The sequence below is a fragment of the Pseudomonas sp. KB_12 genome, from assembly GCF_052114545.1.
Taxonomy (GTDB): domain Bacteria; phylum Pseudomonadota; class Gammaproteobacteria; order Pseudomonadales; family Pseudomonadaceae; genus Aquipseudomonas; species Aquipseudomonas brassicacearum.
In genome coordinates this window covers 125,098-142,245 of sequence record NZ_JBFREY010000003.1, presented here as the reverse complement: position 1 = coordinate 142,245, position 17,148 = coordinate 125,098, and the positions used below count along the sequence as shown (strand labels likewise).

General features: G+C 61.9%; 13 protein-coding genes. 1 reads left to right on the top strand and 12 read right to left on the bottom strand.

The genetic code is table 11. From position 1 onward, the window contains the following. Position 1: 1 nt before the first annotated feature. The 12 genes from AB4Z20_RS02825 to AB4Z20_RS02770 all read right to left on the bottom strand — a co-directional run bounded on the left by AB4Z20_RS02825 (position 2) and on the right by AB4Z20_RS02770 (position 15,936). On the bottom strand, positions 2 to 1,819 hold the full coding sequence (locus AB4Z20_RS02825) for a hypothetical protein (RefSeq protein ID WP_442089291.1): 1,818 nt from the start codon (positions 1,817 to 1,819) through the stop codon (positions 2 to 4). A gap of 3 nt (positions 1,820 to 1,822) precedes the next feature. Further along, on the bottom strand, positions 1,823 to 3,127 hold the full coding sequence (locus AB4Z20_RS02820; RefSeq protein WP_442089290.1) for a hypothetical protein: 1,305 nt from the start codon (positions 3,125 to 3,127) through the stop codon (positions 1,823 to 1,825). A gap of 19 nt (positions 3,128 to 3,146) precedes the next feature. After that, entirely contained in the window at positions 3,147 to 4,067 is a 921-nt protein-coding gene (locus AB4Z20_RS02815; RefSeq protein WP_442089289.1) for a hypothetical protein, read from the bottom strand. A 181-nt stretch (positions 4,068 to 4,248) separates the two neighbouring features. Continuing rightward, complete coding sequence (locus AB4Z20_RS02810; protein ID WP_442089288.1) at positions 4,249 to 6,633, bottom strand: hypothetical protein; 2,385 nt, start codon at positions 6,631 to 6,633, stop codon at positions 4,249 to 4,251. A 10-nt stretch (positions 6,634 to 6,643) separates the two neighbouring features. Beyond that, positions 6,644 to 7,786 (bottom strand): hypothetical protein, encoded by a 1,143-nt coding sequence (locus tag AB4Z20_RS02805; RefSeq protein ID WP_442089287.1) that lies wholly within the window; start codon positions 7,784 to 7,786, stop codon positions 6,644 to 6,646. Then, positions 7,765 to 9,210, bottom strand: a complete 1,446-nt coding sequence (locus tag AB4Z20_RS02800; protein ID WP_442089286.1) for an alkaline phosphatase family protein — start codon at positions 9,208 to 9,210, stop codon at positions 7,765 to 7,767. The genes AB4Z20_RS02805 and AB4Z20_RS02800 overlap by 22 nt, the downstream gene beginning before the upstream one ends. Next, on the bottom strand, positions 9,200 to 10,429 hold the full coding sequence (eboE, locus tag AB4Z20_RS02795) for a metabolite traffic protein EboE (RefSeq protein ID WP_442089285.1): 1,230 nt from the start codon (positions 10,427 to 10,429) through the stop codon (positions 9,200 to 9,202). Before eboE ends, AB4Z20_RS02800 begins: the two co-directional genes overlap by 11 nt. Continuing rightward, positions 10,426 to 11,310: a TatD family hydrolase gene (locus AB4Z20_RS02790; RefSeq protein ID WP_442089284.1), complete on the bottom strand. Its 885-nt coding sequence runs from the start codon at positions 11,308 to 11,310 to the stop codon at positions 10,426 to 10,428. Before AB4Z20_RS02790 ends, eboE begins: the two co-directional genes overlap by 4 nt. 36 nt (positions 11,311 to 11,346) lie before the next feature. Beyond that, entirely contained in the window at positions 11,347 to 12,120 is a 774-nt protein-coding gene (locus AB4Z20_RS02785) for an EboA domain-containing protein (RefSeq protein WP_442089283.1), read from the bottom strand. After that, the gene (locus AB4Z20_RS02780; RefSeq protein WP_320390342.1) at positions 12,117 to 13,007 is read right to left on the bottom strand and encodes a UbiA family prenyltransferase; all 891 of its coding nucleotides are present in this window, start codon (positions 13,005 to 13,007) and stop codon (positions 12,117 to 12,119) included. Before AB4Z20_RS02780 ends, AB4Z20_RS02785 begins: the two co-directional genes overlap by 4 nt. Continuing rightward, positions 13,004 to 14,878 carry a 3-dehydroquinate synthase gene (locus tag AB4Z20_RS02775; RefSeq protein ID WP_442089282.1) on the bottom strand — a complete coding sequence of 625 codons (1,875 nt, stop codon included), beginning with the start codon at positions 14,876 to 14,878 and terminating at the stop codon, positions 13,004 to 13,006. The genes AB4Z20_RS02780 and AB4Z20_RS02775 overlap by 4 nt, the downstream gene beginning before the upstream one ends. A 242-nt stretch (positions 14,879 to 15,120) precedes the next feature. Then, positions 15,121 to 15,936, bottom strand: coding sequence for a helix-turn-helix transcriptional regulator (locus AB4Z20_RS02770; protein WP_320390344.1), 816 nt, complete (start codon positions 15,934 to 15,936; stop codon positions 15,121 to 15,123). Between the two features lie 92 nt (positions 15,937 to 16,028). Between AB4Z20_RS02770 and AB4Z20_RS02765 the strand changes: the two genes are divergently transcribed. Beyond that, positions 16,029 to 16,985, top strand: a complete 957-nt coding sequence (locus tag AB4Z20_RS02765) for a threonine dehydratase (protein ID WP_320390345.1) — start codon at positions 16,029 to 16,031, stop codon at positions 16,983 to 16,985. Positions 16,986 to 17,148 lie beyond the last annotated feature (163 nt).

Genomic DNA, 17,148 nt, shown 5'->3' with positions numbered 1-17,148 from the left:
GTCATTGCGGCGGCTGCCACGGTTCACCGGTGAGATAGGCCCGCAGCAACGCCCGTTGGCAGGGCGACATCGAGCGCACCACGGGCATGAACAGCGTGGTGCCTTTGTAGACGTCCGAGGTGCGGGCGAGGATGGGGTTCTTGGCGCCCATGACGGCGTCGGGCTGATTCAGCGGGATATAGCGCGACATGGCGGGGAACGCGAGGTAGTGAAAACGCAGCACGTTGGGGTACATCAGCGGCCAGGTGATGGTGGTGCCCTGGGGAATGCCGAAGTCGGTCTGGGCGTACTTGCGAAAGTTGGTGAAGTAAGCGCTGCTGTCGAGGCCATTGGCCGTGCAGGTCAGGGCGACGAAACCGGCCTGGGGGGCGCTGCCCGGCTTGACGGTGACGGGGAAGCTGACTGAAAGCTGGCCGGCGCTGACCGTCAGCGAGTCAGGGTAGTCGAGGAAGTCCCAGTACTGCGGTTCTTTGTACGTGGGAGGATCAGCTGCCGGGATTGCCTGCAGGCCGATTTCGGTCGTACTGGGGACCGCCCCGCCCAGGTACCTGACCTGCAGGGTGATCGACAGGCCGTTGGGGTAGTCCTCCAGGTAGACGTTGCGCTGGTCGGCATAGATCCGATAGGTCGACTCGGTGGCTTGCAACGTGGTACCGGCGACCTTGCCCGGTGCGTTGATCGCCAAGGCAGAGGTGCGTACTGCCTGTAGCTGGTCGGCGGTCAGGGGCAGGTCGACGATGCCGCCATACACGTAGTAGTCGAATAAAAAGCGGCTGGTCGGCTCCAGGGTCGTCAGGGTGGTGGCGCCGGCGCTGATGGTCACGGTGCCGTAATCGGCGTTGGGGCCGATCGGGCTGGTGATGTCGTCCCTGACGGCGCGGAAGGTTTCCTTCGGAATGACGTTCACCATGTCGATGCTCAGGTAACCGGTGTTGTCCAGGTCGGCATAGCCGGCATTGCCGGTACTCTGGTTGACCAGTTGCCGGCCCGGCTGGCAGTTCAGCGGCTCGTCGGCGAAGGCCGGGGCCAGTGTGCCGATGACCCGGCCGATGCTCGGGTTGGGCGTGTACTTGCCGGCGGCGTAGTCGGCGTCCAGTTGTTCGGTGGTCATCGTCGGGCACATTTCGAACATGACGAAACGCAGGACGATGCCTGTCGCGCCCGGTGCCTGGATGATCGAGCGCAGGCCGCTGCTGTTCTGGTTCCAACTGACAACGCTGCTCAAGGGGAAGGTCAGTTGAAACGTGCCGCTGGCGTGGAAAGAACCCGGCGCGTCCATTTTTTTCGGCAGCAGCACACGTCCCGCCACGTCGAAACTGCTGCACACGGTGTTGCTGCGGATCAGCAATTGGATGTTGTCGTTGCCACCGATTTGCAGGCCGCCGACGAAGATTTGGGTGGTCGTCGAGGCGGTGGGGTCCAGGTCCACCATCATCGGGCCGGAAACGGGTCCCTGGCCGGTCACCGGGTCCACCGAACCGAGCAAATAGACGGCCTGGCCCACCAGGTCGCCGGTGGTGTTGATGCTGCCGGGGATGCCCTGGGAGCTGATCAGGGCGTTCTGCATGTCGACGACATGCTGCCCGTAGTGATTCCAGCCACCGGCGGTGTAGTAGTCGCCGGTGGGGGCATTGATCATGTTGTTCAACTGGTCGTCGGAGTAGGACTCGGCGCTCGGTGCCAGGGTCGAGGTGGTCAGGTCGAAGAGCGGCCAGTCATCGTTGCCATCGTAAGGAATGGTCGGGGAGTTGTTCGGCAGGCTGACGTCTGTGCGGATACCGCCCCAGAAGTTCAGCCGTGGTCCGTTCAGGATACTCATGAGTTATTCCTCGTCCTTGATGGTTTTGCCGACAGGCGAATTGGCGAATTTGAACAGGTAGGAGTAGTCGGATTTGTAGGGACTCTTGACCGGTGTCGCCATGGAGTGGCAATTCATGCAACTGCTGTTGGGCTGGATGTAGCTTTCCATGGTCACGTTGGCCGAAAGGGCGGGGGTCGGCTGGCCCAGCGGGTTGCTGGGGTTGTCCGGCATCAGCGGGCGTTGGGTGGTGATGAGTTGGTAGTACTTCAATACGCTGCGTTGCAGGTCCGGGTCGCTGCGGTAACGGGCGTTGACCTCGTTGGTGATCTCGGCGATCGGCGTGAAGCGGTTCAACGGGTTCGGGGTCTGGAAGGTGGTGCCAGGCTTGGGCACGCAGACCAGGTGCGCGCCCTGGGTCTGCCAGTCGCAGGGCGACTGGTTGAGCGTGGCTGCCGGAGCGCTGGCGTTGAAGTAGGAATAGGCCGTGCCGGAGGTCGGCTGGTCGACCCATACACCGTTCACCCGTGTTTTGGGCGGAACGTTGTCGATCTGCTCGAAGGTCGACCAGATCCACTGCGAATAGCCGTTCACCTTGGTGATGACGTGCAGCCCCACCAGGCCCAGGTAGGCCTCGGTGACGCCGGTGCGCTGGCCTTGGTCGTCGAACGTGGCCACGCGCGCAAGCATGGTCAGGTAGTGGCTGGCATTGTCATTGGGGGTGAGGATGCGCCAGCTCGATTTGACCTCGATGACCCCATAGGGAAAGTTGATGTTGTTGGCTTTGGAAACCACATCGGCGTTATAGAACTGGTTGGCGACGATGTAGTTGTAGGAGGTCTCGTTGGCCGAGATATCGTAGTAGGTCGGGTTGCCGGCCTGGTCGATCAGCCAACCGCCGACGGCCTGGTCGACGGCATTCACCTGGGAGCTGTTCTTCAGCGCGGCGATGTTGATGATGCCCAGGCTCTTGGCAAGCTGCGGGGTGTTCCAGGGGCCTGGATCGGCCCCCCGTGGCAGGAAGGTTTCTTCCACGGTCTTGTAGGTCTGCCAAACGGTGTAGCCGGGGTCCCCCGGCTGTTTGCTGCAGTCGGGATCACCGCGCTGCCCCGCCTGGGCGGGCCAGTTCACGGCGATGAACAGCTGCCAGCTGTATTGATCGAACAGGTCCTGGCTGGCGTTGGCCGCTGGCGCGGTGCTGGGGGGCTGGCAATTCAGGCTGGTGGCCTGCGCCTGTCGCAAGGCTTGCTCCTGGGATTGCTCCAAGGCCTGGGCTGGAAGGTTCGCCAAGCCCAGTAGTACCACGGTGAGGCGGATTGAAATGTTCATGGCGATCCTTCGTCATTGGTCAGGGTTTGCGCTGCATGAGTTTGTTCCACTGCGCCTTTTGCCCGTTACTCTGTGAAGCCGGTGGCTCGAACAATTGGCAGGGCGGTGGGTTCGCCGGGCACATCGCGGCCACTTGCGCCCAGGTCTGGGCAGGGTCCGGTTTGGCGATGCGGAAGTTGATGTAGTTCTGGCTGACGATGGGGGCATTGGCGACGCTGGTGTCACCGGAGAAAAAGAACGATTGGGGCTGCCGGTAGGGCGGTTGCCCCGGCATCTTTTTGTAGAAGGCATAGCCGAACAGGATCGGACCCTGCGGCGATTGAAGGTCCAGCGCGTAGGCCTGCACGCTACCGTCGAGGTTCTTGCTGCGCTCGGCGCTGTAGGGCAGATGCTGGATGAAGTCTTGCCGCGGCGGATGATTCATCGGCGAAAACATGCAGCAGGCCGGCATGTCCTTGGGGCGATCCTGCGGGTAGGTCAGGAAGTAGGCCTTGTTGCCCAGGGACACGAAGGAGCAGGTGTAGTTGTTGTTCTTGATCGGGAAGATCGGCAGGCAGTACTTCTCATAGTGCTCCATCATCGCACCGAAACCGTCGCCATCGGCCGGGATATAGGCCGTGTCGTAGTAGCTGGTTCCTCGAGAGACGGTGTAGTCCGCCGGGGTCAGGGTGGAGGGCGGATTGCTGTAGGGCGGCGGGTTTTTTTCATAATTGTGCATCACCCGGTACATGGTCCAATCGCTGATCCAGAACGCCGGGAAAAACGGATCGGAAGGCTCGCCTGGGAGGCGTTTGGCGATGCAGTTGCCGTTCTGTTCGTCGCAGCCCTCGGTGTTGTGCACGCCCATGGTGAAGTACACGGCACCGCTGTCCTGGGCGAACAGAGGCGGGCTGAACAGCAGGATCAACAGCAACAACCGGTTCAAGAGACTGGTTTTCATAGGTCATTCCTTTGAAAAGTACCGGGTGACACTGTGGGAGCCTGTGGGAGCTGAGCTTGCTCGCGATGAACGATAACGCGGTCATTCGAAAGACCGAGGTGCCTTCATCGCGAACAAGCTCAGCTCCCACACAAGCTCGCTCCCACAGTGCTTTATCCTCCTTGGGTGAACAGCGTTACGGTCAGAGGTTGTCGTAATCGCTCATCTTGAGTTGTTGTGGCGGATAGTTGCGCTTCACCAGCTTCTGGGCCCACAGCTCCAATACCGCGCGGCGGCTCTGGGACATGTCACGGGTGATGGGCATCGAGAGCGTGCTTTCCTCCTGGTAGGGCTTGCTGATCAGCACAATCAACTGGTCGATGGCGCCCTCGACGCGCGCCTGGGAGTTGAGCGGCATGTACTTGTTCATGATGGGGTACAGGTAATAGAAGGTCTGCAGGATGCGTGGGTAGAGGAAGCCCTCCCACAGCTGCGTGGCGGCGTTCTGATCCTTGTAGACAGTGTTCCAGTAGTTGATGAAGTCCCTTTGCAGCTGCATGTCCAAGGGCAGGACGCGGAGCGGGGCGAGGAAGTCGATGTAGGCTTGGGGCAGCGGGAAGCTGAAGGGAATGACCGGATCGCTGTCGCCTTCCTTGACGAAAAAGCGCAAGGTCGGAAAGCCCGGGGCCACAGCCCTGAAGCTCACCTGGGCGATGCCGTTGGCGTCGGTGGTGGTGGTGACATAAGAGTAATCCACCGGCGTGGCGTGGACATCGTCGCTCAGGGTTCCGGTGGCGTAGACGCCGGCATCGAATGCCAGGCAAGGGTGCAAGTCGATCGTGACCGGTTTGCCGTCGCCCTGCAGGAATTGCTGATAACCGATCGGGTCTCCACTGGACAGGTCAGTATTGCGCAGCGCGGTCAGTCGGCGGCCGCTGCCTTCGGCCAGATAGTTTTGTACGGGCGGCGCGTTATTGAAATTCGGCAGATTGGCCTTGTTCAGGTTGGGGTCGTCTGGGTGGTCGAAGAACAGCGTGAAATTGGCCGCGTTGCTGGAGGCCAGGTAGTAGTCACTGGTGGTCACCATGTAGGGGTTGCCATATTCCGCCACCCACAGCGTGGTATTGGCCGCCGGCTGACCATTTTTCTGCACCATGATGGTCAGTGTCTTGTGGTCGCCCACGTCGATGAAACTGCCGCTCTCCACCACTTCGGCGGTCCAGGTCTGTTGGGTGGCGGCGATCACCGGTGTCGGGGCGGCTGTGGGCTTCAGTCGCAGCTCCAATGGATGACCTGGTTGTAGTTTCGTCAGGTCCGCGTCGCTGAGGGGGAAGTCCTGCAGGCCGGAGCGTTTGTCGAAGGCTGCCTGGTTATATCGGTCGAAACCGAAGTCCACGACCGGCGTGAATTGATCACCCTCGCGTACACCCAGTTGATAGTCGCCGGCCTGGAATTTTTCGGCGGTCAGGATGGGGGCATCGGGCTCTACCGGATAGAACGGGAACGTGTTGGCCAGATCCAGCGACAGGGTGTTGCCGGTAATCTGCACCGAAGTCACGCCCAGTGTGGCGTTTTGGGGAGCCCCGCCTGGTTGAACAACAGATACGGCCTTCGCGGGCACCAGGCGCAGGCCGGCGGGGGCGGTCGGGTATTCGTCGGCGAACCAGAGGCCCAGGGTCGCGGCGGTGCGGCTGTAGGCGGGGTTGAAGAAAATGCCGGAAACGTTGTCCAGGCCTTTCTGATACATCGCTTGCAGACGAGCCGTATCCGAGGGGGCATTGGAACGGGTGTTGACGTACGGGAAGTCGTTGAAAACACCGTTCCTGTCGTAGCAGGTCAGGTAGGTGGAGAACCTGAACATCAGGCCCTTCGCCCCTTGCAGCTTCATCTGCTGCTGGAGGTTACTCAGCAGCGCCGAATCGCCGATGACCCATTCCAGGTTTTCCTGGGGAAAGCAGGACTGCCAGGTGGTGGTGACATACACCAGGCCACCGAAGGCGCCCCAATTGAAATTCAGGAACCGGTCCATCATCCGATACTGGCGATTGAGGGTCAGGCCACAGGTGGTATCCCCCAGCATCAGCTTGTCGAAGTACAACGCGGTGAAGGTGTTCTGCCACGGGCTGACGTCCACGAAGCGCGCGGCAGTCGGAGCGTTGCTGCCAAAGGGATTGCCGAGCAGCTGGTAGTCCCTGCCAACCAACGCATCCTCGGTGATGTAGGTGTTGGCCTGCAGCTCGCCGCCAATGATCGTCGAGCGAGTACCTTTGTAGCTCACCGTGCCGCAGGCGTTGTCGCCAAACAGATCCCATTCGGCGGGCATGTACGGGTAGGTTTTCGGGTTGGCATTGGTCGGTACCTGCAGCATATAGGCCGGCAGCTCGGCCATTGTCAGGGGCTTGATGGCCCAGGGCATCAGTAGGGTGGGGGCGTTCGCGGCGTTGATGTCGAAGTGGCTCATGAACGGCCAGTTGATGTCCGCGTTGACCGCGTCATACAGCGGATACACGTCATTGTTATTGGCCGTTGGCGGGTTCCAGAACATATGGCCGTTGAGGTAGATACGGGGGAAATTCAATACGCTCATGTCATGCTCCTTAGCGTTGCCACTGGGCGCGTTTCAGCGACCAGACAAAGTCCAGTTTTTTGTAGCCATCGAATGCCGAGGGCGGCAGCGGGGTGGTGGGATAGACGATGCCGCCCCCCTGGTTCAGAGCGAAATTGAAGTAGCCTTTGTCGTTCGAGTAAGCGGCGGTGCCGTGGCAGGCCAGGCAGGACGAGGTGTTCTGGAACGCCGATTCCAGTTGTGAGTTGGCCAGTACCTGGGTGATGGGTTGGAACTCGACCCCGATCAACTCGTACTTCGACAGGTTCCGATTGTTGGCCTGGAAGCTGGCATTCACCGGCTTGGCGGCCGGGGTCGGCCCCGTGGTGTTGGTCATCGGCGCAGGCGGGGCGGCATTGGTGACGGTGTATTTACTGTTGTTGATGTTTTCGAAGGTGGTCCAGACCCAGTCGGCATTCAGTTTGTTGACGACATGCAGGCCGCTCAATGCCACATAGCCGACCTGGTAAGTACCGTCGTCCTGCCGGTAGTAGGCCTGGGCAATGTAGTAGCCGTCGTTCACCAGGGTTTGTCGGTAGGTCGTGTCCGTGCCGATCCACAGCCACGCGGCTTTCAACTCCCAGGCGGTGGGGGGGAAGTCCAGGTCGTTGGCCAGGGCGGCCTGGCCATTCATGTTGTAGACCTGCTTCTTCACGACGTAATCGAACGTGTCCTTGCCCATCAGCAACTGAAAGCGTACCGGGTGGCCTTGTTGGGGATCGGGCACGGCACCGCCCATTTGCAGGATCAGGCCATCGACCTGTTGGGTGGCATTGATGTTATGGAAGGATCGGGACAGGTCCATGCCTTGTGCCTTGGCTTGCGTCACCACCGCGTCCGGGAGCGGCGCGGAGCTGTCATAGGTGCCCGGTGGAGCGCCGTTGGGCAGGTAGACCTGGTCCGAGGGCTTCATCATCTCCCACACGAGATTGCTGCTTTGCGCGGTACTGGGTTGGTTCAAGCAGACGAACCAGTTCCAGGCCATGGTCTCGGGGCTCTGGGCAAACGCGGTCCGAGTCTGGTTGATGTCTGCTCCAAACTGCAGGAAGTTGCTGCAATCGAAGTTGTTGGTGTTCTGTGCCTGGGCCAAACCGGCCAGGGCACTGAGAACAGTTATGGAAATGGCTCGCCGCATGGAAGCTCCTTGGCATTCGCCGTATCGGCATGAGGGCGCCCCTGGAAGTGTTCCAGGAGCAGTTGCTTCACCGCCGTGGCCGCAAGGTGCTGTGGCAACGACAGATCACAATTGGTGATGAGCAGCGGGCCGGTCTTCTCGCTCGCGGGCAGCCGTCCGTGGCTGCCGCGGACCAGGCGGGTGTCCAGCGGAATCAGGTCCATGTAGTAGCGAAAGCCGAGCTTTTTCTGGAGCAGGCGGCGCGCCACTTTCAATTTCGGGAAGCGAATGGCCGGGTCGATGAACAGCTCGAGCGGGTCGTAACCTGGCTTGCGATGAATGTCCACGGTGCGGGCAAAGTCGGGAGCCTTGCGCTCGTCGAACCAGTAGTAGTAATCGAACCAGTAACCGGGCGCGGCCACGGCCACCAGCTCGCCGCTGCGCGGATGGTCCAGTTGCCAGGCCTGTTGTTCGGTTTTATCCAGTACCTGTTCGATGCCGGCCTGGCGTTGCAACAGCGCCTTGACGCGGGGGATGTCGCGCGCTTGCTTCACGTAGATGTGCGCGACCTGATGATCGGCCACGGCAAACGCTGCACTGGCGCCGGGATCGAGCAACTCCCAGGTCAGCGATTGGCGTACCTGCAACAAGCCCTCGGCACGTAACAACCGGTTGATGGAAACGGATTGGGTGACGGCTTCGATCCCGTATTCGGACAGCAGCATCACCGCAGCGCCTTGGGCTTGGGCAAAGTCCAGCAGACGCCCGACTTCGCTGTCGATGGCCCGTACCTCGTCGGCAATCGCCGGGTGATCGGGCCCCAGGCGTTGCAGGCTGTAGTCGAGGTGGGGCAGGTAGATCAATTGCAGGTCGGGACGGTTGAGCTGGAATTCGGCGATGGCACAATCGACGATCCAGCGACTTGAGGCGATGCCGGCCGCCGGTCCCCAGAAGCTCGGAAAGGGAAACTCGCCAATCTGCTGTTCGATACGCTCATGCAACGAGGCCGGTGCCGAATACAGGCCGAACATCTTGCGGCCATCAGCCGGGTAATGCGGCCGTGGGGTAATGGCGGCGTCCACGTCGGCATACATGTTGTACCACCAGAACAACTGGCTGCAACGAAACCCGGGGTACTGACGCTTGAGGGTCTGCCAGACCTTTTCCCCCTGGATCAGTGCATTGGGTTGCAGCCAGAAACGTACCTCGGCCTGATCGCGAAAATACCAGCCGTTGCCGACGATGCCGTGTTCCGATGGTGGTTGTCCGGTGAGGATCGAGGCCTGCACGGTCGAGGTGACCGCCGGGAACACCGGCTGCAGCGTGGCCATCTTGGCCGTTTTCAACAGGGCATTGATGCAGGGCGTCGCGGCACCCAACAGCGCGGGCGTCAGGCCGACCACGTTGATCAGCAGCAGCGGCTGGCGCGCAGGATCAGAGCGCATGGGCATGGGCCTCCAGCGCTTGAGGTTGCAGCAAGCGGCGCTGTAGCAACTGATCCTCGACCCAATGCAACTCCGCCGCGATGCCCTGGAGTTGGGCGTGCTCGGTCGTGGGCCGCAATTGGCTGGGCAGGACGCCCCAGCTGTAGGTTTCCACTTCCAGTACGGGGCGAAAATCCTCGTGGTCGGCCAAAAAGTCGAACGTCTGCGACAGGGCAACCTGGCTGCCGCTGAGTTCGGGCAGCAGCAACTGCTCGCTGAACAGCGGAATGTGGAAGTGAATCCTCAGTTCGGGATGAGAGACGCGGTTCTGCTCACAATCATCCAGGGCCGCGGGGAGGTCGGCCCAGGCCGATAGCTGATCGTGCCCAGCGCGGGCCTTCACTTGATGCAGGTAGGTGGGCTCGGCAAAACCGCTCAATGTCTTGAGCACCTGTTCGCGCCGATGCTCGTCCTCAGGCAGGCGACAAATCAGCGCATTGGATAACTGGATCTTGCCGATGGGGACCCGGGCCTGACGCAATCGGTCCAGTGATTGATAGCAGTCTTCGAACATCACGGCCTGGTGGCAAACGTCAAAGCACAGCGCCAGGTGTTCATGGTGCGGGTCCGTGGCTTGCCAGTGGCGGAAGAAGGCGATGGCCTGGTCGGTTTTTTCCAGCACGCAATCGGGCTCCATCTCCAGGCAGACCACGATCTTCTTGCCCGTTTCCCGTTGCAGCCGGGCCAGCCCGGCAGTGAGCTCGCGCAGTTGCTGCTCGGCACATTGCTGTAGCGTCGGGCTCCAGTGGGCGGCATAGCCCAGCGGCAGGCTGGAGATCACCCCCTGGGCACAGTCCGCTGGCAAGGCCTGGGCGAGAAATCGAGCCAGGTCCAGGCTGTACGCCAGCCGCTGCGGATCGGCCCAGCTGGGCAGGTAGACGTCGGCTTTCACCGCGCCCTGGTGAAATTGGCCATAGGGAAACCCATTGAGTGAGGTCAGGCGTAGCCCGCTGCGTTGCAGCAGGTCGAGGAAATCCGCACGGGTCGGCGCTTGTTGGAGTTCGGCGGCGGCGAGGGCGCTGATCCACAATCCACTGTCCTGCGTGTCGAGCCCGCGCAGTGTGCGTACGGTGTGGAAATGCCGTTCGACGGAAGCGCGCAGCCCACCTAGGTCATGGGTCGGGTGCACGTTGCTGCAATAGCCGATCTGCGTGGCCGTCCAACCCGTGCGGGCACTCATTTGATCACCGGTTCCTGGCCGCGCAGGGCGGAGTTTTCCTGCCACTGCCGTCGCTGATCGATGGGCAGGGGCGTGCTGACCAGGGCTTTGTCCAACTGGCCGCTCTGGGCAAAAAAGTCCACCGGGTTGTGGAACAGCACTTGTTCGACCTGGGCTTCACTGAAACCTGCGGCCAACATTGCCTGGCCGGTCTTGGGCACCTTGAGCGGGTCGCTGATGCCCCAGTCGGCGGCGCTGTTGACCACCATTTTTTCCGTGCCGTACTGCTGCAGCAGCGCGACCATGCGCTGTTCCGACATCTTGGTGTTGGGGTAGATGGAGTGGCCGCGCCAGCAGTCGCTGTCCAGCACCAGGGGCAGGGTCAGTTCGTTGAGGTGGTCAATGATCACCAGGTGTTCGGCAATACCGACCTCGCGAATGACCGCGAGCGTGCGTTTGGTGCCGCCGATCTTGTCACGGTGCGGCGTGTGTACCAGCACCGGCAGATTGAATTGCTTGGCCAGCTCCAGTTGCGCGGCGAGAAAGCGATCCTCTTCCGGGGTGATGTCGTCGTAGCCGATTTCACCCACCGCCACCACGCCGTCTTTCACCAGGTAGCGCGGCAGAATCTCCAGCACCTCATTGGCCACCGACAGGTCATTGGCCTCCTTGGGGTTCAGGCCAATGGTGCAGAAATGATGGATGCCAAACATGCTGGCGCGAAAACGCTCCCAGCCCAACAACGTGTCGAAGTAGTCGATGAAACTGCCGACACTGGTCCTGGCCTGGCCCTGCCAGAAGGCCGGCTCGATCACCCCGGTAATGCCGGCGGCCGCCATGTTCTGGTAATCGTCGGTGGTGCGGCTGACCATGTGGATATGCGGGTCGAAGTACTTGAGCATGGTGAATCCTCGTCAAAAAAAGGGGGCGGTGGGGAATCAGTTCGGCGAAACGCCGCCCAGGTGCTCGTGCCATTGCGCCGGCAAGCGTCGTTGCTGGCCCAGGCCGGCCAGGCGCTGGCGTTGCGCCGGGCTCAGCAGGGCGAAGGCAATCACGTGGGGCAGTCCGGCGGACACCGTTCGTTCGGCGGCGAGTTGTTCGTCCAGCAGGTCGAGGGCCAACTGGTTGAGGGTGACGCTGTGTCGTTGGGCCAGGCCGATCAGGCGTCGTACGTCGAGGCCCATGCCCAGCGCTTTCAACACCAGTTGGTTGAAGGCCTGTTCGTTGTAGTGATGCGACGGGTAGGCAGTGTCCAGGGCGAGGGCGGCGAACACCTGGCTGTTGCTGGTGCGCCCGGCCTGGCGTGCAAGCTCCACGCACGCCCCGCGGCTATCGAGCCAATCAAGGGCTTTCAAGGTGGCGACCTTTTCCTGGTCGTCGCCCCACAGGAACAACTGGTGCAGCAGGGTGACTTGCCCGGCGGCGGGCTGCTGTTCCAGCACCTGGGCCAGCAGCAACGCCCGTGCCATTTGGACGTTACTCCAGCCGTCGATATCGGGCAGTGCTCGCTCCTTGAGGTTGCGCTTGCACTGGCTGCTCAAGAGCGCCGAGGTATTGGCGTCCGGGTGTTGGGCAAGTTGCTCCTGTGCCTGGCGCCACCATTGCCGCTCGGGTTCTTCGAGCTGACGAATGAAATTTTGCCGTTGTTCGTTCAGGCAGTCGTGGCGCAGGTCGAGGGCCGCCGATGCCGCTGCAGTAACGTCCGTGTTCATGTGGGTTTGATCCAGCGCTGGAAATGAGGAAGCAGGAAAAACACCAGGACACATAACAGGCTGCCCAAGGGCTGGTTAGCCACGGCCAGCACCAGGGCATCGAACAGCGGCAGGGCTGCCAGGCCAGCGCCGATAAAGGCGCGGACCTGCCGTTGCCGAGGGTTGGCCAGGTTGTGCCAGTAATGCCAGCCCAACCAGCCAAGCCATAACAGCAGCACCGGCCAGAACCAGGCGCTGCCTGCGTAGATCGCCAAGGCCAGTGGGCTCAGCATCAGGAGCAGGGGGAGACGGCTGATCAGTTGGTTGCGGTGTTCCTGGCGGGCCAGGTAGGTCAGGCCGCTGATGTAGACACCGAGCAAAATGGCGCAGAGCCAGATCGGTCCCGGTGGCAGCGCCAGGCTGGCCGCTGCGGTGAGGTAGAGCGCCGAGCGGCAGGCCCCCATCAGCCAGACGCTGTGGGCGTATTTCTTGTGCAGCAGGTTGTAACCGAGAATGCAGCCCACCAACAGGGTGGCGCTTCCCAGCAGCCAGTGCGGCTGCTCGATCATCCGGCTCAGGCCCAGCAGCGAGGCCGCGGCCAGCAGCAGCAACAACGCAGTGGCCAGTCGCACTTGCTGGCGGCTGACCAGGCCCAGGGTAATGGGGCGGGGGTTGTGGTGTTGCTGGTCCCAGTCGGCGTCCAACAGGTCATTCAACAACATGCCGGCCAGGTACAGCAGCGACAGTGCCGCCAGCAGCAGGAGCCACACCAGGGAAGACGGCGGTGCCAGGGCCCCGGCGCTGCTGGCGAGCAGGGCGGCGGCCAAGGTGTTGGTCCATACCGTGGGCAGGTTGGAGACACGGCCGAGGGTCAGCCAGGTCTTGAGGTTCGGCGCCGTCTGGTTCATTGCGCACAGCTCTGGTTCAGGGGCAGGGCAAGCTCGACCTGGGTTGCCAGCCGCTGCAACGCCTGCTCCATTCGCGCGGTATCGATTTCATGCAAGTCCACCGACTCGCCGATCCGGCTGAGCATGGGAATGGAGAGTTGCCCGCCCAGATGCTGGCGGAACTCCTCCAACCCCAGCAAAACCTGCGAGCGCCCCAGTGGATCTTTCAAGGTCAGTTCCGGCGGGTTCAGGCAGAAGCCGAGCTTGAGCAGCAGGTTCAGCACCCGTTCGGTGTCGCTGTCGCTCAACAACCCCAGGGCATTGGCATAAAGCCCATCCAGGGCCATGCCCACCGCGACGGCTTCACCATGGCGCAGTCGATGCTGACTGAGATTTTCCAGTTTGTGAGCGGCCCAGTGGCCGTAGTCCAAGGGCCGCCCGTTACCGCGTTCGAAGGGGTCGCCGGCACCGGTGATGTGCGCCAGATGCAATTCGGCGCAGCGACGGATCGCATAGCGGCTGGCCCCATGTTCGAAGTGGGCGAGGGCGTCGGCCTGTTGCTCCATCCACTGGAAGAACGCCTGGTCCTTGATCAGCGCCACCTTGACCGCCTCGGCCAGCCCGGCGATCTGGTCGCGTCGGGTCAGGCTGGTCAGCAATTGAAAGTCGTTGATGACTGCGGTGGCGGGATAGAAGGCGCCCAGCAGGTTCTTCTGGCCGAAGGCGTTGATGCCGTTTTTTACACCGATGCCGGCGTCGTTTTGGGCGAGCACGGTGCTGGGGATGCGAATCAGGCGAATGCCGCGGTGGAAGGTGGCGCAGGCGTAGCCCACCGCATCCAGCACCGCGCCGCCACCGAGGGCCAGCACATGGCAATGCCGGTCCAGGCCATGTTTCAGCATGTCGGTGTACAGCCGCTGCAACACCTGTGAATCCTTGCTCGACTCGCCGGCCGGGACCGCGATCGGCGGCGCTTGCAGATGCAGGTCTGGAAAATGGCTGGCGAAGTAGGCGTTGATCTGTTCCAGCAGGTGCGGGGCGCTGTGCAGCAGTTGTTCATCGGCGAATATCAATACCGTGACCGGGCCCCTGTGGCCGGCTATGAGCTGACGGTGCAGGCAGGGATTGAGCGGGTCGAATACATGATCGGTGAACACCACCGGGTAGTCGTAGCTGACCTTGAAGCGCCCGTGCAACGGTTGCTCCGCGTCGTGCCGGCGAAGGCTCTTGAACAGGCTGTACCCAGCGATGAACAGCCCGGGCAATACCGTGCTGGCGAGCAGGGTCACCAACAGCGCGTTCTGCTCGACGAGAAAGGTGCCAATGGCGCTGTAGGCCAATGCGAGGCCGGCGTTGGCCAGGGTGGTGACCAGGATGAACGCGCGCAGCGGGTAGCGTTGCATACCGGCGGCGACGACCGACGTTTCCGCCAATACCGGGACCCCGCGCAGGCAGATCAACGACAGTGTGCCCAACCGGTACGCCAGTTGCCCCGGCTGGCGCTGATGCAGGCCGAGGCGGCCGGACAACAGACGCAAATAGCCGGCTCCCAGGGCATAGCCCAGCCCGGCGCCCAGGCACAGACCGACGAAAATCACCAGGTAACCCCCCACGCTGCCGAGCATGGCCACGGCCAGCAGCGCGACCATGCTCGACGGCACTGGCAGCACCACGTCCAGCGCCAGCAGGGCGATCAGCAGCAACGCCAGGTAGAGTTTCTGCGCGGGCGTCGAGGGCTGGTACAGGTTGAGATGGGTCAGGAAGTCCTGGATCTGTTGTTCGAACAACAGGAAGCTGGCGATCACCAGGGCTGAAAAGCAAACCAATGACAGCCAGAAATGTCCGGCTGCTCCTTTTTGCGAGAGCAAACGATACCCACGGCCATGCTTCATCAAGCATCCCTCTTGTTGTTATTGACTGATTCCGTGTCAGTAATTGAAAGCAACGCCAAGTGTGTGTTTTAGGCCAATAGACGCTCTCGCCCGAGGGGCTGTTATGGGTGGTGGGTGATGTGGTCGGAGACAGGTTTGAATCTAGACGGCCCGGGTGTTTTTGCAAGGCGATCTGATGGCAATTTGATTTAGGGTGCCACTTCGCGTTTCAGGTACCCGTACCCGCGGCTTGTCCCGCCCGTTCAGGGCCTCGAGTACCCGCGCAACTGCGCCGGACTGACGCCAAGGCGTTGCTTGAACAGCGTGGTCATGTGCGCCTGGGAGTTGAAGCCGCAAGTGTGGGCGATATCGGTCAGGCGGGCGGTTGAATCGCGCATCAGCGCCCGTGCCTTGGCCAGGCGCCGGTCGATCAGGTAGCTGTGTGGGCTCTTGCCGGTGGCATTCTTGAATGCCCGCATGAAATACCCTTCGGACAAGCCAAGCAGGCCGGCCATTTCCTTGACCCCCAGCGGACCGTCGAGACCGGCATCGATGAACTCGTCGAGCAGGCGCATTCGCCCGCCGGTGATGGACCCTTGTACGGGAGCCGAAAACGTCTTGTGCGCCTTCACCCGTTCAGCCAATCCCAGCGTCCAGGCCTCCCAGTCATCCTCTGCGGTGGCATGCAGCAATGCGCTGCGCATTCTCAGGGCGAGGGTGATGGCCTGCGGGTCCATACGATTGTTGAACGCCTGTTCCCCCGGCAACGCCATACCGTCGGTGCGCACGACCCGCAGGTATTCACCGCCCCTGGGGGATTCGGAGAACACGTCGCATTCGGCGGGGACGAATGCCAGGCCGTTGGGGATCGCTTCGAAGGGCTGTACGCGGTCGCTGCCGATGGCGTGCAGGCCGCGCTGGCTGTCGAAGGCAAAGCCGATCGCCGACTGGGTGGCGACATAGCGGGTGGCGTAGGCGCAGCCGGGCAGCAATTCGATCGCCCACGGTCCTGCCTCGATGCGACGGACCGGTTCGGACTGGGGCGGCTGTTGGCGGTTTCGAGGGTTCATGAACAGCATAGTAGTGAAGAGAGGACCAGAAAGTCAGGTCAGTTTTCTGAAAGCCCGTCGGTGGTGCCCTGATTAGACTGGGCAAAACCCGGAGGCCCATCATGCACACACTGACTCGCGACGATATCGAACAAGCTGCCCGTCACTTATACGAAGTCATGCCCGCCACCGCCCAGTACGCCTGGCCCTTGTTGGCTGAACGGCTGGGTTGCACGGTGTGGGTCAAGCACGAGAATCACACCCCGACGGGGGCCTTCAAGGTACGCGGCGGCCTGACCTTCGTGCGCTGGCTCAAGCGCGAGCATCCCGAGGCAAAAGGCATCGTCACGGCGACTCGCGGCAACCACGGCCAGAGCCTGGCGTTGGCGGCCACTGCCTTGGGTTTGAAGGCGTTGATCGTCGTGCCGCACGGTAACTCGGCGGAGAAGAACAACGCCATGCGCGGTTTTGGCGGTGAGGTGGTCGAATATGGCCGCGATTTCGATGAGGCCCGTGAAGAGGCCGCTCGCCTGGCCCAAGCGCATGGCCTCTTCCTGGTGCCGCCGTTCCATCCCGAGTTGGTCAAGGGCGTGGCGACCTATGGGCTTGAGCTGTTCAACGCGGTGCCGGACCTGGACACCGTCTATGTGCCGATAGGCTGTGGCTCGGGGATCTGCGCGGTCATCGCCGCCCGCGATGCCTTGGGCCTGAAGACCCACGTGGTGGGCGTGGTGTCCACCGAGGCCGTCGCGGCGAAGTTGTCGTTTGAAGCGGGCAGGCTATGCGAGACCGCTTCGGCGAATACCTTTGCCGACGGCCTGGCGGTGCGCAGACCCGTTCCCGAGGCCTTTGCCATCTATGGGGCCGGGGCGGCGCGAATCGTAGCGGTCAGCGATGCTGAAATTGCCGGGGCCATGCGGGCGTATTACACCGACACCCATAACCTCGCTGAAGGTGCCGGCGCGGCCGCCTTGGCAGCGCTGATGCAGGAGCGTGAAGCGATGCGGGGGAAAAGGGTGGCGGTGATTCTGTCCGGTGGGAATATCGACCGGCCGGTGTACGCGAATCTGATTGGCTGAATCCAGGCTTGCCGTTGTGGCAGGCGTTTCCATGCGACAAGTTTAGATCGATTATTTCTTACGGTTATTTATATAGGTTTGGATGGCATATCCATGACCGGAGAATCGAAGCTGTCGTGGGGGAAGCGTCTGCAATGAAAGCGCAGGGCATGCAGCAGCAGAC